This window comes from Nocardia sp. GTS18 (genome assembly GCF_013839555.1).
Classification (GTDB): domain Bacteria; phylum Actinomycetota; class Actinomycetes; order Mycobacteriales; family Mycobacteriaceae; genus Nocardia; species Nocardia rosealba.
Genome location: NZ_JACBIU010000036.1, coordinates 1 through 21209, shown reverse-complemented (window position 1 = coordinate 21209; position 21209 = coordinate 1). Strand labels below are relative to the sequence as shown.

Annotated in this window: 18 protein-coding genes and 1 pseudogene; 3 read left to right on the top strand and 16 right to left on the bottom strand. The window is 67.7% G+C overall.

Annotated features, from left to right (window positions below):
* Positions 1 to 60: 60 nt before the first annotated feature.
* The 14 genes from HYG95_RS21635 to HYG95_RS21570 all read right to left on the bottom strand — a co-directional run bounded on the left by HYG95_RS21635 (position 61) and on the right by HYG95_RS21570 (position 16521).
* Positions 61 to 1827, bottom strand: a complete 1767-nt coding sequence (locus HYG95_RS21635; protein WP_181700540.1) for an alpha/beta hydrolase-fold protein — start codon at positions 1825 to 1827, stop codon at positions 61 to 63.
* A gap of 216 nt (positions 1828 to 2043) precedes the next feature.
* Entirely contained in the window at positions 2044 to 3081 is a 1038-nt protein-coding gene (locus tag HYG95_RS21630) for an alpha/beta hydrolase family protein (RefSeq protein ID WP_255495612.1), read from the bottom strand.
* A 333-nt stretch (positions 3082 to 3414) separates the two neighbouring features.
* Entirely contained in the window at positions 3415 to 4473 is a 1059-nt protein-coding gene (locus tag HYG95_RS21625) for an alpha/beta hydrolase family protein (protein ID WP_181700510.1), read from the bottom strand.
* Positions 4474 to 4774: 301 nt separating this feature from the next.
* Positions 4775 to 5845 (bottom strand): alpha/beta hydrolase family protein, encoded by a 1071-nt coding sequence (locus HYG95_RS21620; protein ID WP_181700508.1) that lies wholly within the window; start codon positions 5843 to 5845, stop codon positions 4775 to 4777.
* Positions 5846 to 6002: 157 nt separating this feature from the next.
* Positions 6003 to 7904, bottom strand: coding sequence for a flagellar motor control protein ZomB (gene zomB, locus HYG95_RS21615; RefSeq protein ID WP_370465877.1), 1902 nt, complete (start codon positions 7902 to 7904; stop codon positions 6003 to 6005).
* A 4-nt stretch (positions 7905 to 7908) separates the two neighbouring features.
* Entirely contained in the window at positions 7909 to 8841 is a 933-nt protein-coding gene (locus HYG95_RS21610) for a decaprenyl-phosphate phosphoribosyltransferase (RefSeq protein ID WP_067494894.1), read from the bottom strand.
* A 26-nt stretch (positions 8842 to 8867) separates the two neighbouring features.
* On the bottom strand, positions 8868 to 9380 hold the full coding sequence (locus HYG95_RS21605; protein ID WP_181700534.1) for a phosphatase PAP2 family protein: 513 nt from the start codon (positions 9378 to 9380) through the stop codon (positions 8868 to 8870).
* Between the two features lie 71 nt (positions 9381 to 9451).
* Entirely contained in the window at positions 9452 to 11377 is a 1926-nt protein-coding gene (locus tag HYG95_RS21600; protein ID WP_181700506.1) for a glycosyltransferase, read from the bottom strand.
* Positions 11374 to 12612 (bottom strand): UDP-galactopyranose mutase, encoded by a 1239-nt coding sequence (gene glf / locus HYG95_RS21595; protein ID WP_181700503.1) that lies wholly within the window; start codon positions 12610 to 12612, stop codon positions 11374 to 11376. Before glf ends, HYG95_RS21600 begins: the two co-directional genes overlap by 4 nt.
* A gap of 160 nt (positions 12613 to 12772) precedes the next feature.
* Entirely contained in the window at positions 12773 to 13393 is a 621-nt protein-coding gene (locus HYG95_RS21590) for a hypothetical protein (protein ID WP_181700501.1), read from the bottom strand.
* A gap of 48 nt (positions 13394 to 13441) precedes the next feature.
* Positions 13442 to 13987 carry a hypothetical protein gene (locus HYG95_RS21585; protein WP_181700498.1) on the bottom strand — a complete coding sequence of 182 codons (546 nt, stop codon included), beginning with the start codon at positions 13985 to 13987 and terminating at the stop codon, positions 13442 to 13444.
* A 24-nt stretch (positions 13988 to 14011) separates the two neighbouring features.
* Positions 14012 to 14422, bottom strand: coding sequence for a hypothetical protein (locus HYG95_RS21580; protein ID WP_181700496.1), 411 nt, complete (start codon positions 14420 to 14422; stop codon positions 14012 to 14014).
* Between the two features lie 557 nt (positions 14423 to 14979).
* Entirely contained in the window at positions 14980 to 15738 is a 759-nt protein-coding gene (locus HYG95_RS21575; protein ID WP_181700494.1) for a MerR family transcriptional regulator, read from the bottom strand.
* Between the two features lie 69 nt (positions 15739 to 15807).
* Positions 15808 to 16521: an SDR family oxidoreductase gene (locus tag HYG95_RS21570; RefSeq protein ID WP_181700492.1), complete on the bottom strand. Its 714-nt coding sequence runs from the start codon at positions 16519 to 16521 to the stop codon at positions 15808 to 15810.
* A gap of 106 nt (positions 16522 to 16627) precedes the next feature.
* On the opposite strand from HYG95_RS21570, the gene HYG95_RS21565 reads away from it, so the two are divergent.
* Entirely contained in the window at positions 16628 to 17254 is a 627-nt protein-coding gene (locus HYG95_RS21565) for a TetR/AcrR family transcriptional regulator (protein WP_181700490.1), read from the top strand.
* A gap of 23 nt (positions 17255 to 17277) precedes the next feature.
* On the opposite strand, the gene HYG95_RS21560 is transcribed toward HYG95_RS21565, so the two are convergent.
* Positions 17278 to 18192 (bottom strand): EamA family transporter, encoded by a 915-nt coding sequence (locus tag HYG95_RS21560; protein ID WP_181700488.1) that lies wholly within the window; start codon positions 18190 to 18192, stop codon positions 17278 to 17280.
* Between the two features lie 104 nt (positions 18193 to 18296).
* Between HYG95_RS21560 and HYG95_RS21555 the strand changes: the two genes are divergently transcribed.
* Positions 18297 to 18797, top strand: a complete 501-nt coding sequence (locus HYG95_RS21555) for a MarR family winged helix-turn-helix transcriptional regulator (protein ID WP_181700486.1) — start codon at positions 18297 to 18299, stop codon at positions 18795 to 18797.
* Between the two features lie 224 nt (positions 18798 to 19021).
* Here the strand turns inward: HYG95_RS21555 and HYG95_RS21550 are convergent, their stop codons facing one another.
* A complete protein-coding gene (locus tag HYG95_RS21550) occupies positions 19022 to 20635 on the bottom strand; it encodes a SpoIID/LytB domain-containing protein (RefSeq protein ID WP_255495611.1) in 1614 nt (537 codons plus the stop codon).
* Positions 20636 to 20904: 269 nt separating this feature from the next.
* Between HYG95_RS21550 and HYG95_RS21545 the strand changes: the two are divergent.
* Positions 20905 to 21209, top strand: a pseudogene (locus tag HYG95_RS21545) (cold-shock protein); the annotation flags it as partial.

Below are 21209 nucleotides of genomic sequence, written 5' to 3'. Positions count from 1 at the left end.
CCGGACACACGGGTGGTCCGGGCGCCCCGGCACGAACCTCAGCGAGTTCTCAGCCCGAGCTCACACACCGTGCACTTCGGATCTGCCGTCCCGCACCACGATGAACCCGGTCTGAAAGTTCTGCTGCACACCACCCGGAACGGTGAACTCGTCGCTCACCGGATACCCCAGACGACCGTTCTCGAAGCCCTGTGCGGCCCAGGCGTCGGCCAGCGGGCCCGGTCGCACCACGAAGGCACCCGAGAGCGGGCTCCAGTAGATGGTGCCGCCCTCGAACCGGGTGGCCCGGCCGAAGTCCTTCAGCGGCAACTCACCCGACACCGGGAACCCGAGCGGGCTGTTCTCGAATCCGAGCTGGGCATACCTGTCGAGGATGAAACCCTCCACGCGGTGCGCGCCGGTGGCGGCGCTGTGGAACATGGTGCCGTGTTCGAAGGCCTGCACCGCACCGTCGCGGCTCGGCGTGCGCGCCTCGGCGGCCAACGGGTAGCCCGCGGGTCCACCCTCGAAGCCCTGCCTGCCCCATTCCTCGAGGAATGCGCCGCGCACCACCTGCGCGCCGGTCTGCGGCGACCAGTAGATCGAGCCGCCCTCGAAGGTCTGCATGCGGCCGCGCCCGTCGGGCAGGCCGTGCTCGTCGCCGGTCGGCAGGCCCAACGGCGAAGCGGCACCGCCGATTCCGGCGTAGGTGCCACCGATCCGGCCGCCGACGGCGTGGGTGCCGGTCGCGGCCGAATGGAACACCCGGCCGTTCATGAAGTCCTGCACCACTCCGGCGCCCGCCGCGTACTCCCCCGTGACGCACCCGCCGAGCCAATTCGCCACCTGCACAACCGAACCGATCGCCCCGCCCGCCGTGCACTGCGCCCCGCCGGGCTCGGTGCCGAGTGCGGCCGCGGCTTGCGGCCACGACTGACGCATCTCGAAATCCCAGTACGGCCACGAATGTGTGCCCGCCGGACGGTAATTCGCCTGCACCGGGATCGCGAGCTTCTCCAGCTTGGTCACGAAGTTCTGCGTCGACAGGCGCGAGAGGATCTCCAGCCCGGTACCCGCCCAGTTCTCGCTCAGCAGCGGGATCTCGCCCGCCTGATCATGGCTGCCCGCCAGCCCGCTGCCGCTCGAGACATACATGCTCACGCCTTTGAGCTTCTCGGCGAGCAGGTACGGGTCGTGGGCCGCCCACTCCGGGCTGCCGGGCGGACCCCACATGGCCGAGGACTCGAACCCGCCCGCGTCGCGCACCGCGAATTCGATCGCCTGCGGCATACCGAGCGTCGTGGTGGTGAGCAGGCCCGAGTACGAGGCCACGTACTTCATCAGGCCGGGATTGCGGCCCGCCAGGTTCATCGCGGCCGTGCCACCCATCGAAAGCCCCTGGACGCCACGCACATCCGTTGTGCGCCAATCACGTTCGAGCACCGGCGGAAGTTCCTTGGTGAGGAAGGTCTCCCACTTGTACACATGGCCGTTGTTGGGCTCGAGCCAATCGGAGTAGAAGCTGGACTGACCGCCCACCGGCAGCACCACGTTCACGTTCTTGTCGGCGTAGAAGCCTTCGGCGTCGGCGTCTTTGGTCCAGCCGTTCTCGTCGTCCTGGGCGCGCAGGCCGTCGAGCATCAGCATCATCGGGAACGCGGCGTCGGGCCGGGCGTGCCAGTCGCGGGCCAGCAGCATCTGCACCTGGATGGGGGTGTTCATGGCGGGTGAGAAGACCGTCAGGGCCACTCGTCGGTCCGTCAGCCACTCCACCCGTTGCACCGACGCCACCGCGGCCTGCGCGGGCGTGGGAACGGTGAGCGCGGGACCGAGCAGGGCGGCGGTCATGGCCGCGATTCCGAGGATCCGCCGAATCGGCGCCCGGAGACGATGTTTCTGCAACACGCGCGACCTCCTATCCCCACCCTGGGACACAGCCTCCGTCACGTTGTACCGCAGTACCGGCCGATAACCGGGGAAGACACGCGAAGCGCCCGCACAGCAAAAAGACCGGCCCACCCTGCGGGTGAGCCGGTCTTCTCAGCGTTGCTGTGCGGAAACTACTCAGGCACCGAGCGCGCCGAGGATCTGCGGGCGAGCCTTCCACAGCTGGTCTTCCCAGTACTTCCACGAGTGGGTACCGCTGGCCGGGAAGTCGAAGGTGGCCGGGATACCGAGGCTGGCCAGACGACGCTGGAACGCCAGGGTGCTCACGAACGAGATGGCCTCGATGCCCATCGCGTTGGCGGTGTTGTACACCCCGCCCAGACCGGCCGGACGATCGTGCTGACCGGGCAGGCCGTTGGCCGAGGAGATGAACATCGGCAGACCACGCAGCTCCGGCGCGAACACCATCGGGTCCATCCGCAGCCACGCCGGGCTCCACGGAGCGGCCATGGAGTCGACGTTGAAGCGGCCCGCGTCGAGCATCATCACGCGGATCGCCTCACGCATGCCGGGGGCACCCCAGTTCAGCGGGCCCGACAGCGAGGAAGCGTGCTTGAACTGGTCGCGGTGCAGGGCGGCCAGCCGCAGCGCGGCCGGACCCGACATCGACAGGCCGAGCACCGCGTTGTTGTGGCGGGAAACGCCGTAGCCCTCGAGGAAGGCGGGGAGCTCTTCGGTGAGGAAGGTTTCCCACTTGTAGGTGGTCTTCTGACCGTTGGTGTTGGACGCGGCGGTCCAGTCGGCGTACCAGCTGGACTGGCCACCGACCGGCATCACCAGGGTGACGTTGTCGTTGGCGAACTGCTGCATCGCGTTGGTCTCGAAGGACCAGGCGTTGCGGTCGTCGCGGGCGCGCAGACCGTCGAGCAGGTACAACGCGGCATTGCCGCCGTTGCGGGCCCACTGAACCTGGACCTTCACCGGACCCATCTTCGACGGGACCATCAGTTCTTCGTAGCCACCCGCGGGCGCACGCAGTGCGACACCCGGAACCGGCGCGGCGAACGCAGTCGGGGCCGCCGCACCCGCGGCGATCGGCAGCACGAGGGCTGCTGCGCCGACAGCTAGAATTCGATTACGCCAACCACGAGGTGCTGTGCCCCGGGATGTACCCGGCTGGTCACCCTTCGGCGCGACGGCCTTGCCGAAACGCATGTGAATTCCGCTCTCTTTCTGCTGTTATGGCATGCCAGACACGTCGGTGTCGACAACCGGATCCCGACAGTCCGGTCGTCAGAAGAGATGAAACAACGATCTGGTCACACTTACGCTCGCTGGAGGATATTCGACCGGCGAATTAACTGCAAGGGCAGGGATATTGGCGGCTGGCGCCGCTGGGGTTCTCGGCCCTGAGGGCCTCGCACCCGAAGGGCGATACTGCGCCTGCGGCGTTACGTCTCGCCCTTCGGGTGCGAGGCGGCCGAAAACCCGTTGTTGTCCGGACACACGAAACCGGCGCCGAAATGTTCGGCGCCGGTTCATGTTTTGTCAGCCGATATTGTTCGACAGGTCCGGGATCATGCGCAGGGCCTCGTCGTTCCAGGTGTTCCAGGCGTGGATGCCGAAGGGCGGGAAAGAGTAGGTGACGTTGCGCGCGCCGAGGGTGGCCATGCGGACTTCGAAGGCGCGAGTGTTCGCCAGTGCCAGCGCTTCCAGCGCCATTCCGTTGACGGTGTTGATGTTCGGTCCGTCGGAACTGGTCGGCAAGCCTGAGCCCGCCGCTATCCACAGGCGGGTGTTGTTGCGGACCAGGTTGGGGGCGAACACGAACGGGTCCATCCGGAGCCACTGTGGGCCCCACGGCGGGGCCATGGAGTCCACGTTGTAGCCGCCCGCGTCGATCATGCCGAGGCGGATGGCCTCACGCATACCGGGCGCGGAGATGTTCAGGTAACCGGAGTAGGCGCCCGCGAAGGAGAACTGGTCGGGGTGGTAGGCGGCGAGAGTGAGCGCCGCCGAACCGCCCATCGACAGGCCGAACACGCCGTTGCGGGTGCGGCTGAAGCCGAGCCGGTCGCCGAGCGCGTTGGGCAGTTCCCTGGTGAGGAAGGTTTCCCATTGGTACCGGTAGCTCTTGCCCGGTCCGCCGGCGAACGCGTCGATCGCGCCGGAACCGGTGGCGGGACCGTTGCCGGGCACACCGAAGAAGCTGCTCGGGGAATTCCAGTCGGCGTAGAAACTCGACATTCCACCGACCGGCATCACCACGTTGATATCGGCCCGTGCGAGCGCGTTGGGGATATCGGTCTCGATTTCCCAGCCGTTGAGATGCTCGGGGGCGCGCATACCGTCGAGGACATAGACCACTCGATTGGTGTTGCCGTTGGCCGCGCGCAGAATGCGCGTCTTCACCGGGCCCATGCCGGAATCGACCCAGAAGTCGAACGCGGCCGGGTTGAAGCCCGCGGCGGCCGGCGCGGCGGTGCCACCGACGGCCGTGGCGAGCGGGACGAGCAGAGCCATGGATACGCCCGCGGCCCATCGCCGCACCCACGATCCGCGGGTGGCGGTCTTCACGGGTCCACGCTCGCGGCGCAGTGTTCGCATTCGACTAGACCTTTCTCGGCAGACCGATAGCGCAAACCCCGAGCTACGCAGTCGGATTCCTCATCGGGCGCCGAAATGTGATCGAACCAGGGCAAAACGGACGATTCAACCTCGACGCATGCTCACTGAGTATCAAACGCTTCACGAACGCTTACATGTTGCTGGAAAGTGACCCGCAACACAACTCTCGGTGATCTGTCGCACATGATTCGTCACCCTCTCTGCCTCGGATCGTGACGCGAAAGCACAAAACCGCCCGGGTGCGAATGCACCCGGGCGGTTTCGCGTGAAACCAGCCGACTCAGCCGATATTGGCCGAAAGGTCGGGGATCATGCGGTGGACTTCCGCTTCCCAGTTGCGCCAGTTGTGCACGCCGGTGATCGGGAAGTCGAAGGTGGCGTTGCCGCCGCCGAGGGTCGCCATGCGGACCTGGAACGCGCGGCTGTTCACCATCGCGAGCAGCTCGAGCGGAACGCCCTGCACGATTTCCATCGGGTTGGACACATCGCCGGCACCGGGGATACCGCTGGCGGCCGAGACCCAGACGCGGGTGCCGTTGGCGACCAGGCGCGGGGCGAAGACGAACGGGTCCATCCGCAGCCACTGCGGGCCCCACGGCGGCGCCATCGCGTCGATGTTGAAGGCGCCCGCGGAGATCATGGCGGTGCGCATCGCCTCACGCATGCCCGGCGCGGAGATGTTCAGGTAGCCGGAGAACGAACCGGCGTAGCTGAACTGGTCGGGGTGGTAGGCGGCCAGGGTCAGGGCGGCCGAGCCACCCATCGACAGACCGAAGACACCGTTGTTGTTGGGGTTGAAACCGAGCCTGCTCGACAGCGCGTTACGCAGATGCGTGGTCAGGAAGGTTTCCCACTTGTAAGTGTTCTTCTTGCCCGCCACCTGGGCCGGAGCGATCGACGAACCGGTCATCGACGAGCCGGTGGCCGCCGAACCGGTGGAGCTACCGCCCGAACCGGCGTCGAGGCCGAAGAAGTTGCTCGGCGCGTTCCAGTCGGCGTAGAAGCTGGACTGGCCGCCGACGGGCATCACGACGTTGATGTTGGCGTCCATCAGCGCGCGGGCGACGTTGGTGTCCTTCTCCCAGCCGCTGAGGTCGTCCTGGGCCCGCATGCCGTCGAGCGCGTACACGACCCGGTTGGTGTTGCCGTCGGCCGCACGGAAGATCCGCGACTTGATCGGGCCCATTTCGGAGTCGACCCAGAAATCGAAACCACTGGGATCGAATGCCGCCGTCGCGGTGCCGGTGGGACCTGCCACCGACGCCCCGAGCGGCAGCACGATCGCCAGCGAAACCAGCACCGACCGCTTGAGCCAGCCGGCTCCCCTGGTTCTCAGACGTCCGCCACGCATTCTGTGTTGGGCCTTTCCTCATGCGGTTCACGCGGAACCGCGGTTGCAATGACCGCCGACTGACATCCGGCACACCAGTGCGCCGACGGAATTTCCTCGTTGACCCTATCGCTACATCGATAGCCTGGCGTTACCAAAAAGTAATTATGTGATCGATTCAGCGCTGTGGCTCGGGGTAGGGATTGACCAACCCACACCGCTGGATCTCGTACTTCGGGACGCGGTCGATGCGGTACTTCGCGAAGGTCATCGCATTGCGGAGGTTGTGCTTGAACCGATCGAGGGTGAGCGGGTCGCGCACGGAGATCATCAGGGCCTGCGTTTCGGGGCACGACATGGCGGTGCGTGCCTGGGTCACCCACTTCTCGTCCATGAACCACGGCATCCACGGATGGATGTCGACCATGCCCGAATCGACGACCACCCAGTCGGGGTACAGGCTCTTGTCGTGGCCGATGCGGCCGTCGACGAGCCGGTCCGAATGCGCGGCCAGCGGGTAGGCCAGGCCCATCGGGTCGATCACGCGCACGCTCAGCGGCACGTTCATGCTGGTCATGCCGAGGTTGAGGAAGTACACGGTGTGCCCGGCGCCGCCTTCGGGGATGGGCTGCGGCGGCGGGTCGAGGTACCAGAAGGTGAACGACGGCGAGTTCAGCAGCAGGCCGCCGTTGGGGTTGTTCGCGATGTCGTTGACCATGGCCCGCATGCGCGGGTAGTCGAGGTAGTCCTCGGCGCGGATCGGGTGGTCGTGACCGGTGTTGAGCACGTAGTACACGCGCTCGTCGACGATGCCCGAGGCGGAGATCTTGGTTCCGGTGGTGATGGCGGTGGTGCTCGCCGCGTACAGCGACCAGCCCGCCGTGCCGAGCAGCGCGACGAGCAGCACCGCGAACGACCAGTCCCTGGCCGCGAACGCCCGCACCGGGATGGGGACGACGGCCACCGGCAGCAGCAGCAGGAACAGCTGGGTGAGCAGCATCCGGCCGTGCATGAAGTCACCGCCCACGCGTACCGCGTACACGGTGAGCAGCACACCGCTGACCAGCACCATCACCACGACCGCGCTCGGCGAACGGAACCACGCGCGAATCGCGGCGATCGACCAGGTGGGCTTCACCCGGAACCCGTGCGCCATGGCGGCGAGCACGCCCGCGACCAGCAGCACCAGCAGCGGGATCCACAGGTAGTAGGGCCCGACCAGATCGGCCAGGTACTTCAGGCCCTGCCCCCACTTGGCACCGCCCGCGTCCTTGGCGACGGCGGTGTTGGGATAGGGCAGGCCGTAGTAGCCCATGCGCCAGATCTGGTAGGCGACCGGGACCAGCCCGGCGACGAGAACGATCAACGCGCGCAGCACCACGGGCCCGAACCGGAACTGCGGCATCGGCGCGAGGAAGATCATGCCGAGCGCGAGCACCCCGATCAGGGTGGCCTCGGGCCGGACAAGGGGTGCGAGCCCGGCAAGGAACACCAGCCCGAGCAGGCCGGGAACCCGCACGACGGCGGCTTGGCTCCACCGGATCATCAGCCACCACAGCAGCCCGACCCAGCAGATCACCAGGCCGCTCTCCAGCCCGGAGGTGGCGTAGTCGCGGGCGGGCGGCAGCGCGATGTAGACGAGCACACCCGCCGGGATCAGCAGCTGACCGGTGCTTCCGCCCCACAGCCGCGCGGTGCCGAGCATGGCGAACACCATCGCGAGCACCGAGACGACCAGGGCGACACCGAGCACCACGTATTCGAGCCTGGCCTGGGTGACCCAGCTGAAGAACCAGACGATGTAGGTCCAGGCGGTGCTGGTATTGGTTTCGACCCGCTCGTCCATGTTGAAGACCGGGCCGTTGCCCGCGAGCAGGTTGCGCACTGTGCGAAGGACGATGAGCCCGTCGTCGGCAATCCAGCGCCGTTGCCAGGCACCGATCGCGAACAGCGCGGCGGTGAGCACGACCCCACCGACGAATGTGGCCCGGGACGCGGCTGCGAAACGCGCGGCCGGGCGCACCTGTTCGGCGCTGCCCAGCCGTTCGTCTTCAGATGATTCCCGCTCCGCTACCACGATCTCGTCAGGTGAGATAGACAGCGACACCTACCGCTCCGATCCAGGCAATAGCGAGGAACTGCAGGATGCGGTCCCCCAGCGCGATCTCTTCGGGTTCACCGGCCTCGCCACCATCGACGTCGACCGCGTAACGCAGGACTGCGATGGTAAACGGCACCATCGAGATCGCGTACCACTGGGTGTCACGGGCCTCACCCTGCTGGAACGCCCACAGTCCGTAGAACACCACGAGCGCGGTGGCCGCGAGCGTCCAGACGAAGCGCAGGTAGGTCGGGGTGTAGTACTGCAGCGACTTGCGGATCTTGGCGCCCGTGTCGAGCGCGATCTGCAACTCGGCGTAGCGCTTGCCCGCCGCCATGAACAGCGAACCGAACGCCATGATCAGCAGGAACCATTGCGACAGTTCGATATCCGCGGCCGCACCACCGGCGATGGCGCGCAGCAGGAAGCCCGAGGACACGATGCAGATGTCGAGCACGGCCTGGTGCTTGAGCCCCAGGCAGTACGCCAGCTGGATGCCGATGTACACGGCCATCACCACGGCGAGATGCCAGGACGCGAGGAACGAACCGGCGATCGAACCGACCAGCAGCACGGCGGCCAGCGCGTAAGCCAGGTTGACAGGAACGACGCCCGCCGCGATCGGCCGGAACCGCTTCGTCGGGTGGGCGCGGTCGGCCTCGACGTCGAGGGAGTCGTTGACCAGGTAGATGCCCGAGGCCGCCATGCAGAACACGACGAACGCGATCGCCACGTGCGCGAGGATCCCCAGGTCGCTGACGGCTTCGGGGCCCGCGGCGAGCGGCGCGGCGAGCACGAGCACGTTCTTGACCCACTGACGTGGGCGAACGGCCTTGACGAGCCCGCCGGCCAGGGTCTTCGGCGGGCCCTTCACAGCAGCCTCGTCCAGGACGGCGGCGGACGGTTCTTCGCTCATCTCAGCCAGAGTTCTTTCGGTAGCGGTCACGGGCGGCGTCTCTTTTCGGCGGCGAGCACGGCGGCGGCCGACGCGGCCCCCAGTGCGGAACCGGCGAGCACATCGGAAGGGTAATGCACCCCGAGCAAGACCCGGGACAACAGCATCGGTGGCACGAGCACCGCAGGCAAGGGTAGCCCGGTGAGCCTGCCGAGCAACACCGCCGCCGCCGTTGTGGAGGTGGCGTGCGAGGACGGGAAGCTCAGCTTGCTCGGCGTCGACACATTGACCTGCACCGACGGATCGTTCGGGCGCGGGCGGCGGACGATGCGCTTGATGACGATCGACGCGGCGTGCGCGCCGACCGCGCCGACGGCCACGCCCGCCCACTGACGGCGGCGCGGTTTGTCGACCAGCCAGCCCGCCGCCGCGATGCCGACCCAGCCGAGCGCGTGCTCACCGAAGTGCGACATCGCCCGCGCGGCCGACACGACGGCCGGGTTGGTGCCGATGGTGCCCTGCACGGCGTTGAGGATCGCGACCTCGACGGGCACCTCCACGTACTCGCCACTGCACGCGCAGTCGCCGCCGCAGCCCTCGTCGAGGAGTTCCAGTTCCGGGTTGATCGCGTTCACTTGCTTGTTCCGTTCAGGCCGAAGGTCTTCTCCCACGCCGCCGTGCTTGTCAGCTCGGCGTGCGCGGCCCGGTAGCGCTGCTGCATCTCCGGGAAGCGGGCGGTGAGCTCCTTGCGCAGGCGCAGAGCTTCCTTGAGCAACTCCGCCGCCTTGCGCGGGTCGCGCTTGCGGTACACCACGCCACGGCCGTCGGCGGTCGTCACGGTCACGCCGTCGACCTGCGAGAGCAGGAACCAGCGCGCGTCCAGCGTCGGCACGTTGAGCTGCGGTGTCTCGTGGGCGGCCGGGTCGGCCTTGCGGAAGTTGTGCACCACACCCTTGGCCAGGCGCGCCACCTTGGCGATGGGGTTGCCCGGTTCGCCGACGGCACCGACACCGTGGCGACTGGCCAGCGGCAGTTCGGTCGAGGACGGAACCACCACGGCGTCCGGGAATTCCTTGCGCATCGCGTGGATCTTGCCCAGCGCGCTCGGCAGCAGGTCGAACAGACCCTCCGGCCCGGCGAGGAAGTCGCGGATCGCCTCGTTCTGGATGGCGACCGTGGAGTACTCGAGGCACAGCAGGTGCTTGAGGGTGGCCTTGACCGTGTTCAGGATCATCGGCTTGCCGTCGCCCGGCAGGTGCAGCGAGGCGACGACCAGGCGGTTGCGCAGGTGGAAGTAGGCCTGCCAGTCGATGGCGTCGTCCTTGTCGGACCAGGCCATGTGCCACACGGCGGCACCGGGGAGGGTGACCGTGGAGTACCCCGCGTCGCGAGCGCGCAGACCGTATTCGACGTCGTCCCACTTGAGGAACAGCGGCAGCGGCTGCCCGATCTGCTCGGCGACCTTGCGCGGGATCACGCAGGTCCACCAGCCGTTGAAGTCGACGTCGATGCGCCGGTGCAGCAGCTTGGAGTTGTCGCGATCCTTGAGCGGATACTTCGAGAAGTCGTGGTCGTACTCGACATTCGGCGCCGAGGACCACATGAAGATCCCGCGATCGACGACCTCACCCATGCTGTGCAGGTGCGAGCGTTCCTGCAGGTTCAGCATCTGCCCGCCGACCAGCAGCGGCGACTTGGCGAACCGGGAGAACGCCAGGGCGCGCAGGATCGAGTCGGGCTCGATCTCGATGTCGTCGTCCATGTAGACGATGAACTCGGCGTCGGTCTTCAGCGCCTCGTACATGACGCGGCTGTAGCCGCCGGACCCGCCGAGGTTGGGCTGGTCGTGGATGCTGAGCCGGTCGCCCAGCGTCGCGGCGGCCTCGGTGAAGCCGGGCTCGTCGACGACCTTGCGGTTGCCCTGGTCGGCCACGATCACCGCGGCGACATTGCCGAGCACCAGCGGGTCCGAGCCGAGGGCGGCCAGGGTCTTGACCAGGTCGGTCGGCCGGTTGAAGGTGGGCATGCCGACGGCGATGCTGCCGGTGCCCGGCGCCTCCTGCGGTGCGTACCAACCACCCGCGAGCAGGGTGACCGCCGTGTCGGTGGTGATGTCGAACCAGATCCAGCCGCCGTCCTCGAACGGGCCCAGGTCGGTCTCGAACTCCACCGACACCGAATCCGCACCCTGCGGAACGGCGAACTCCTTGCCCTGCACGTGGATTCGCGAACCGTCCGCCTTGGAGCGGTACACGTCGACGCGACCGTGCCCGGCCAGTTCCAGGCGAAGCACCACCGACTTCAGCACGCTCCACCGACGCCAGTAGCTGGCGGGCAGCGCGTTGAAGTAGGTGCAGAACGACACCTCCGACTCCGCGCCGATCGACAGCGCGGTGCGGCTGGTCGCGTGCGCGCGGCGGGCGTTGGTGGTGGATTCCTCCAGGTAGAGGGTCCGCACGTCCAGCGGCTCACCCGGGCGCGGCAGGATCACGCGCTGCAGCAGGGCCTTGGCGCGCGTCTCGGTGGTCACGTCTTCGAGCATCGGTTGCGCGCTCATGCCTCGTCCACCAGGGGCGCACCCGACTCGAGGTGCGGACGGAGCACGTTCTCGAACATGCTCAGCGCCGAACCGATCGCCATGTGCATGTCCAGGTACTGGTAGGTGCCGAGGCGGCCACCGAAAAGCACCTTGCGCTCGGCGGTTTCGCGCTTGGCGCGCTCGCGGTAGGCGAGCAGCTTGGCGCGGTCCTCCGGGGTGTTGATCGGGTAGTACGGTTCGTCGCCGGTCTGGGCGAAGCGCGAGAACTCGCGCATGATGACCGTCTTGTCGGTCGGGTAGTCGCGCTCCGGGTGGAAGTGGCGCGGCTCGATGATGCGGGTGAACGGCGCGTCGGCGTCGTTGTAGTTCATCACCGAGGTTCCCTGGAAGTCGCCGATCTCGAGCACTTCGGTCTCGAAATCAATGGTGCGCCAACCCAATTCACCTTCGGCGTAGTCGAAGTACAGGTCCAGCGGACCGGTGTAGACCACGGGCGCGTCGGGATTGGCGGCGCGGACCTCGTCCCGCACGTCGAACCAGTCCGTGTTCAGGCGCACGTCGATGAGGTCGGAGGCGGCCATGTTCTCCAGCCACTTCGTGTACCCCTCCTTGGGCAGGCCCTCGTAGGTGTCGTTGAAGTAGCGGTTGTCGAAGGTGTAGCGCACCGGCAGGCGGGTGATGTTGCCCGCGGGCAGTTCCTTCGGGTCGGTCTGCCACTGCTTGGCGGTGTAGTCGCGGATGAACGCCTCGTAGAGGGGCCGGCCGATCAGCGAGATCGCCTTCTCCTCGAGGTTCTGCGCGTCGGCGGACTTCACCTCGGCGGCCTGCTCGGCGATGAGCTTGCGAGCTTCCTCCGGCGTGAAGTAGCGGCCGAAGAACTGCGAGATCAGCCCGAGCCCCATCGGCAGCGGGTACGCCTGGCCCTTGTGCAGGCCGAACACGCGATGCTGGTAGCCGGTGAACTCGGTGAACTGGGTGACGTAGTCCCACACCTTCTTGTTCGAGGTGTGGAACAGGTGCGCGCCGTACTTGTGAATCTCGATTCCGGTTTCCGGATCGGGCTCGGAGTAGGCGTTGCCACCCAGGTGGTAGCGGCGGTCGATCACCAGCACCCGCTTACCCAGCACGTTCGCGGCCCGCTCGGCCACGGTCAGGCCGAAGAAGCCGGACCCGACCACGATCAGGTCGTACTGGTTTGCCTGGCTGGCGGAATCTGCGTTGACGGAGTTACCCGAGGACGATGCGGCGGTCACGGGTGCCCAGCGTATCGGAAGACGCCGGATTGTCCCGGCGGAGTCCATGACCGACTCCTGACCTGCGCTTTTATCAGCCACTACCCGGACAGGACCGGATCGATGCCGATGCGTACGGCACCGTCGGGTGTGAGTCGCTGTTCCGAGGCGGAGTCAGGTGTCAGTAGTGGGGATATGCGGTCGGTCGACCGGCGCGGATCCAGCGGCCCGTCGACGGTGCCGCGGCCAGGATGAGGATCAGCAGCGGGAAGAACGAGATCACCGCCGCGCCCAGGAGCCCGGGGGCGATCTCCGATGACGGGACCTGACTCACCGACATGGCGACCGAGATCCAGGTACCACCCAGGGCGAGGACGGACAGCAGGATCAGGAGCACGCGGCCCGCGGTCTTGCGACGGAACAGCAGGATGGAGCCGAGGAACCACAGCAGGCTTGGGACGGCGGCGATGGCGAGGCCGATGGTCACCTCGGACCGGCCCGCTTCGTCGGTGGCGCTGGTCGGCTCGGTGGCGAAGATGAAGGCCGCGGCGATTCCGAGTCCGCCGAGGGCGATCAGCGACAGCAGCAGTGAGATGACAGCAGCGGTGATCGCCGTTCCCCCGCCGGGGCGTGGTTGTCCGTAGCCCGGCGGGTACTGGCCGTAAGCAGGTGCGCCGTAACCGTATTCGGCATACGGCTGGGCACCGTAGGGCTGGGCGTAGGGGTCGGGAGCGTAACCCGGTTGTGCGTAACCCTGTGCCGCGTACGGGTCGTAGCCCTGTGGGCCGTGCGGATACCCCATCGTTCCCCCTCCTGATGAGCTGTGTGCCCTGGTGCTGACCAGCTGAAACTATACGACCGGTCCGACAAGGCCTTTCGGGCGTGCGCGCGTGTAGGCCGCCGTCCACGGCAGGAGTGCCATGAGCAGCACGATCGCGCCGAGCCCGGTCGCGGTGGCGGCGGCCGTCCAGTTGTGGTTGACGATCGCCGTCACCGCTCCCGGCACCCCACCGAGACCGACGAAGATCGAACGCAGTACCGATTGGTCGGCGAACCAGTGGATGCCGTACCCGGAGTCGTAGCCGATGAGCGTGGCGAGCAGGGCCAGCAGCCCGAGGCCGAGTTGCGCTGCGGCGGCGACGATCAGCACCCAGCGGCCGGTGTCGTCGCGGCGGGCGAGCAGCAGCGCGCCGTAGCCGAAGGCGAACGCGGCGGCCAGCGCGCCGAGAGTGCTGAAGAGGACGAGCGAATCGTCGAGCAGCTCCGGGTCGCCGAAGAAGGTGCGCAGCACGTACGCCGCGCCGAGCAGATTCGCCACGGCGGCGAGCGCGCCGAGGGCCACGGCGACGACGGCCGTCACGTCACCGAGAGTCGTTGTCTTCTCCTGCTCGAGCATGGTCCGACCGTATCCCGTCCGCCGCTATCGCGTCGCGGTCCAGCGTCGCGTCGGCTCGATCACGCTGAACGCCACGATCACCACATTGAGCCCGAGCCAGCAGTCCAGCGGCCCGAACCGCCAGCCGTGACTCGCCCCGTTCAACACCACGACCAGCCCCGTCGCCCCCGCCATCACCGCCGCCATCGTGAGCAGCACTCGCCTACCGAGCATCCGGCGCCGCAGCAACAGCACCGCGCCGAGCAGGTACACCACGCCGAGCCCGCCGACGATCCCCGCGCCCACATAGTCGAGATCGATCTGACGCCCGAGCGTCCGCAATACCGCGGTCGCCACCCCGACGACGATCCCCGCCACGCCGACCAGTACCCCCAGCCAACCCGCGATCAGCGCGGTCACCGCGCGCGAAGGCCCCTCCGGCCGCACCTGCTCCACACTGTCCCCGCTACTTGTCGTCGTTCGGAGTCAGTTATACGGGGCTTGCGTGATCTGCGCCGGGGTGTGCTTGGGTTGCGGTCCCAGCTGTACGGAACTACCTCGGTGTTTTGTGCACCACAAAGGTATTGGGCTGTATTTTTGGAGCGCTGGCGCGCTCGAGCGCGGCCCCTGAGGGGCCGCTGCGCCGCTTCGCGGCGTTCCCTCCTCGAGGTCGGGAAGGGGCGGGGTTGGAGTGCGGTAGGTGGCTCAGCCGAGTAGTTCCGTACGACGTGGAACGCCATAGCGGTCAGGCGGGAGGATGCCGTGGAGTGTGGCGTGTAGCGGCCTACCGTGATCCACCATGCGAACGGCTTCACCAGCAGTCCGCCATGACCGCACTCCCAACCCCGCACGACCCGACCCCGAGGAGGGTCCGCCGCGAAGCGGCGTAGCGGCCCGGCGCAATCCAAAAAGAGTCGGCTACCCCACCCCGCAACATCCGCACCCAAGGCCGCGCCCGGGCGATATCCACCCGAGCGCGGCCCCGCCACATCCCGGCGCGCGCCGGCCAACCCCTACGCCGGATGCGCGGCGGCGTACGCGCGGAACGCATCCCGGATGTACTCGGCCGTGTTCTCGCCGTGCACGTCGTAGTTCTTCCGGAAACGCGGATCGGCGACGTACATCTCGCCGAGACCGACGAGATATTCGTTGGTCACCGGCCGGCCCTGAGTCCCGTCACCGAGCCAGGCACGGTGACGTTCGACGATGGCCTGCACCGTGTCGCCTTCCACGGGAAGACCTGCGGCGTGGGCCTTTCCGAAGTCGGCCGCGATGTCGAGCTGGGTCTGCAGGAACTGCTGCTTACCGTCTTCGCTCAGCGAACGCCACCAGCGGTCGCCGCTCTCGTAGGCCTCCTTGCCCCAGCGCTGGGTGACTTCTTCCTTGTACTGGGTGTGGTCGAAACCGTCGAAAACCTCTGCGGCCATGAGCGGTTCACCTCTTTCCGTCTTGTGCAATGTGGTCGACACCGAGTCGATCTGCCGGGCGATCCGATCCTGTTGCTGCCGAAGCAGTTCCAGGTGGGTGCGCAGCGCGTCGGTGGTGTTCTGTTCACCGGCGAGAACCTCGGCGATCACCGGAAGGCCGAGCCCGAGTTCGCGCAGCAGCAGAATGCGCTGCAGGCGGACCAGGGAGTTCTGGTCGTAGTAGCGGTAGCCGTTGGCGCCGATCCGGCTCGGCTCCAGCAGCCCGAGCTGCCCGTAGTGGCGCAGCGTGCGGCTGGTGGTGCCCGCGGCTTTCGCGAGGTCCTGAATGGACCATTCACCCGCCATGACCAGCTCCTTTCCCGTCGATGAGACCAGTCTGCAAGTTGACGCTACGTCAAGGTCAACCTCTAAAAGTCAGAACCCGATCTCGACCTCGACGGTGTCGCGTTCGGTGTACATCCGCCAGTACTCGGCGCCGAGTTCGGCGTTGCCGATGCGCGGCAGCACCATCCCGGCGGGGATCAGCTCAGGATGCGCGTCGACCTCGTGCTGCACCGCACTGTTCTCGATGAGCGAGCCGATGGCGAGCAGTCCGGCGTAGACGCCGGTGCCGTCGAGTTCGGCGGCCAACTGCCGGACATAGGCCCGCTGCGCGCCGAGCGCTACTCCCATATTGGCCAGGTAGGGCTGTAGGTTCGCCTCGGACGCGCCGGAGGAGAACAGGAGCGCGCCGCGCCCGCGACCGAGCATGCCGGGCAGGAGTTCGCGGCTGAGCTGGATCGACGAGTACACCTTGAGCGCGAACGGCAGCTCCAGCGCGGCCCGGTCGACCTCGCGGGTCGACGCGCTGCGCACCGATATCCCGGCGGCGGCCGCGTGCACCGCTACTTCGATCGGCCCCAGCTTCTCCTCGACCCGCGTGATCACCTCGGTCAGCTGGGCAGGATCGGTGATGTCGGCGGTGAAGGGCTCGGCGGCGATACCGGCCGCACGCAACCCCGCCACTCGCTCGGCGGCCGCGTCGGGGTCTCGCCCGACAGCCGCGACCCGAAAGCCGTTGCGCCCGAATGCCTGTGCCGTTCCGGCGCCGAGGCCTGGTCCATATCCGAAGATCGCGAGTGTGCTCATCCGACTACCTCACTAAGTTGAGCGTTGGTTCAAGTTATCGGCAAACTAGCATCAACTTGAACCAGGGCTCAAGATATTTCGGCGGGTCGATTTGTAGGATCGGCGAATGCCCGAGGACAAGCCGTTGCGCAGCGACGCCAAGCGCAATCGCGACGCCCTGGTCGCCGCGGCCCGCGAACTCTTCGAGGAACGCGGGCTCGACGCGCCGCTCAAGGACATCGCCACGCGGGCCGGTGTCGCGATCGGCACCCTCTACAACCGCTTTCCCACCCGCGACGACCTGATCGCCGCCGCCGTCGACGACCGGCTCGGTGCGGGCACCCGCATCGCCGAGGAGGCGCTGGACATCGACGATCCGTGGGAATCGTTCGTCTTCCTGGTCGAGAACATCTGCGCGCTGCACGCGAACGACCGCATCCTCGGCGAACTGGCCCTGCGCGCTCCGCCGAGCCCGGCGCTGGAGCGGGCCAGGGCGCACGGGCACGACCTGATGCGCCGGATCGTGACCCGCGCACAGGAAGCCGGTGCGCTGCGCGCGGACTGGATACTCGAGGACATCGCCTTCATCACCTGGTCCCACACCAGTGTTGTCGCCGCGACCGCGCACGTCGCCCCCGACCTCTGGCGCCGCAATCTCGCCCTCATCCTGGACGGTCTGCGCGCGAAAGCCGCGCACCCCCTGCCGGTTCCGGCCCTCACCGAGGACCAGTTGATGCAGGCGATGCGCGGCTGACGTCGCAGATCCCGCAGATGGATCTATCGACCCGCGACGACCGGTTCCCGCGGCACACTCGCAGCGGGCCCGGTCTTTGCCGGGATCTGCCCGAGGACGGTGCCGGCCAAGGCGATGACGAGGCCGAGGACCTGTAGTGGGGCCAGCGCCTCACTCAGCGCGATCCAGCCGATCACCGCCGCGGTGACGGGGCTGAGCAGGCCGAGGAACGAGACCGAGGTGGCCGACACCCGGGCGATGCCGCGGAACCACAGCCAGTAGGCCAGCGCCGTGCCGATGACGCCGATGTAGAGGTAACCGCCGACGGCTTCGGCGTCGAGGGCGGGCGGGGCGCCTTCCACGAACAGGGCCAGCGGGGCGATGAGCAGGCCCGCCGCGGTGAGCTGCCAGCCGGTGACGGTGAGTGGGCCGACGCCGGTCGGGTGGCCCCATTTCTTGGCGAGCACCGTGCCCGCGCCCAGGGAGGCAGCGGCTGCGAGGCCCGCGAGTACGCCGACGGTGTCGAGCTCGACAGTGCCGCGCAGGACGACGAGGCCGACCCCGAAGACTCCGATCAGACCGGCGAGAACCTTACGGCGAGTGGGGGTTTCGGCCAGCAGGACGGCGGCGAAACCGAGCGCGAACATGGGTGCGATCGCGGCGAGCACGCCCGCTACACCGCCGGGGAGCCGGTAGGCGGCGAGAAACAGCAGAGGGAAGAAGACGCCCATGTTGAGCGTGCCGAGCACGGCTGCGCGGCCGATCCAGATGCCGCGCGGGAGGGTGCGGGTGATGGCGAGCAGGACGAGACCCACGGGGAGCGCCCGCATGAGGGCGGTGAACAGCGGCCGGTCGGGCGGGAGGAATTCGGTGGTGACGGCGTAGGTGGAGCCCCAGGCGATGGGGGTGAGTGCGGTGAGCGCGAGGGTGCGGGCGTCGCCGTGGGTTGCGGTCGTCATGTTCGCTCCTGATTGATAATCTCAACGTTGAAATATCTACTCCTGGCGATGCCTCAGCGTCAAGTAGATGAATGTTGAGATATTCAACGGAGAGAGGAGCTCGCATGTCCGATGCCGTGGACTCGATCGTCGAACACTGGAATCGCGAACGCCCCGACGTCGACGTGTCGCCGATGGCGGTGATCGGCCGCATCACCCGCCTCGGCCGCCTCTTCGATCAGGAACTGCGCACGTTCTTCGCCCAGCACGACCTGGAACGCTGGGAATTCGACGTGCTCGCCACCCTGCGCCGCTCCGGCGGCACCCAGGGCCTCACCGCGGGCGCGCTCAACCGTGCCGCCATGGTCACCTCCGGCGCGATCACCAATCGCATCGACCGACTCGCCGCGAAAGACCTGGTCCGCCGCGTCCCCTGCGCCGACGACCGCCGCTCGATCTTCGTCCAGCTCACCGACAAGGGCACCGAACTGGTCGACTGTCTCCTGCCCCTCCACGTAGCCAACGAGCAACGCCTACTCGCCTGCCTCACCCCCGAAGACCGCGACAACCTCGTCGACCTGCTGCGCACGCTGTCGATCGGCCTGGGCGACACGTCGATCAGCTGACGGGCCCTGAGCAGGGGAAATACCACTTCGGCGCCCCGACCGGCGCTCGCCCCATACGCAACGAATCTGGACACACGATCACCACGCTCTGGCGGCGGGAGCTACTCGGCCGATGCCGCCACCAGAGCGTGGTGATCAAACATTCAACTGGTGCCCGAGCCGTCGGACGGGGATAGCACCCTCGCCGCGACCTGGACGCACGTCGTGTGGACGCCTGGCGTGCGCTATTCGGTGGGGACCGCGTTCGGCTGCAGCGGTGGCGGGACGGCACCCGGGTCCGGCTCGAGGATCTGTTCCGGCGCGAAGTTCGGGTCGACCCCGCTGCTCATCTCCGGCCCGGGGGCGGCGTCGGTCCCGCTCGCGTCCGGTGTGGCCGCAGCATTCGGATCGGTGCTGACGCCTGGGCCTGTCGCAGCACCCGGACCTGTTGCGGCGCCCGGGTCTGTCGCGGCGTTCGGGTCAGGCGCGGCGTTCGGGTCGGGCGCCGGACCGACATCGGCGAGGTCGGGCAGCTGGGGTGCGCCCTCGACAAGTGGGTCACCCTGCGCCCCACCGGGTTTCGGTCGTGATCCGGCTGACCCGGGAACCTGGTCACCGACCTCGGGCACCAACTGGAGCAGGGTGGAGAAGTCGACCACTTGGGCGCCGAGGGTTTTCGTCGCCACGATGACGCCGTTGGTGTACAGGCGGTAGGTGCCCGCGCGTTGGGGCAGCAGCATCTCCGGGCCGATGGGGGCACCGATCGAACTGCCGGGACCACCGAGGCGGCGGTATTCGGTGTCGATCACCGACTCCCCCGCGAGTGCTTCGATGGTCGGGCCGGGATCGGCGGGGAGCTCGGGAAGTGCTGGGATGGGCAGGGATTCGACGAGGTCGCCGGGGGCCGGGCCGACGGCGAAGGTTTCGATGTCGGCGGGTCGGCCGCCGTCGGGAGCGGCGGAGTACTCCGAGCGCAGGATCAGGCCGTCGCGCAGCAGCACCGTGCCGACGGTGGCGGCGACGGCGTCGGTGGTTCGCGCGTCTTCCTTGACTGTGCCCGGGTAGACCTGGCAGTCGGTGGTGTCGCAGGTCTGCGCGTACGGGTAGCGGTCTTCGGCGAGGGCGTAGGAGCGGGCGGCGATGGCCTGTGCGCGCAGCGCTTCGAACGCGCCCTGATCGGCCCAGTTGGCCTGCATTTCGGCGGGCAGGACGCCGGCGAGATAGTCCTCGATATCGACCTGGTTCACGGTCCGGTACGAGCCGTTCTCCAGTGCGACGCCGAGCGCGCCGCGATAGGCGGTGCCGCCGCAGAGAGTGAGATGTTCGTCGGCGGGGCGGCCGGGTCCGGCACCGATCGGGTAGACGTACGGGTCGTCGGTTGCGCTCTGCCACAACACTTCTCCGTCGCAGCCCGCGGTCACCACCACGCTGGCGCCACCATCGGGCATGGGGGTGAGGTGGGCGGCTTCGCCGGGTCCGATCATCCGGCCCGCGACCTGCGCGCCCGCGGCGGCATAGGTGTCGAGGGTGGCGTCGTCCTGGGCTTGCAGGCGTACGCCGATGGTGGTTGCTCCGATTTGGCCGAGTTCCGCCCCGGGGTAGTAGTGGCCGAGGATCTCCTCGGCGTTCCAGCCCGCGCGAGCGTTGTCGAAGGCGCCGACCTGACTCATGCCGCGACCGTGCCCGGCCCCGACTGTCGGCTCGACGTCCGGCAGCAGTTGCCACAGCCCGAGTGCCCCGGTGAGCACGAGCGCCGTACCGCCAACCAGCACCGGAAGTGGTGGCGTCGCGAGTATCGGAACCGCTCGGCGGCGGGTGCCGCGACGGGTCTTGCGGGCGATCGAGGTATCCGCTCTCATCCTGCGCTCCCACGGTTCGGGGGTTCTACCGGCGGAGCTCGCGTCGGCATGTCGTCCGCACCGAGCGGGTTCCGAGGGCTACATTCGAGCAATCACATAACTCTCGAGTTGAGGTTTAGATGTGTGACGTATGTTAACTAGTGTGGTGTGTGAGGCAAGAGGAAGCAAGCATCACTTGCCGGTGATCTGCCGCTAGGGATGACACTGCTCGACCCTGATTGGAGAGGCACGTGCGATACCGAAAGCCGAAACGTTCCTACGTGCTACCGGTGGTCACGACCCTCGCGGTCGCCGCGCCGATCGGCGCGTTCGCGCTCAGCGATTCGACCGATTACCGCAGCGCGAACAATTCCCAGTTCGCGGCGGTGCAGCCGGAGCTGTCGGAGGTCGCGCTCACGTCGGTCCCCGACATCACGATCCCGCTGCGCGATCTCACCGGCCTCGACCTGCCCGACCTGCACCTGTCGGATCTGCGCATGCTCGGGCTGCCGTCGTCGATCCCGATCCCGCCCGGAATCCCCGCGCCGCCGGGCGGGATCGGGATCGACGACGGCAGCCCGAGCATGCGCAGATC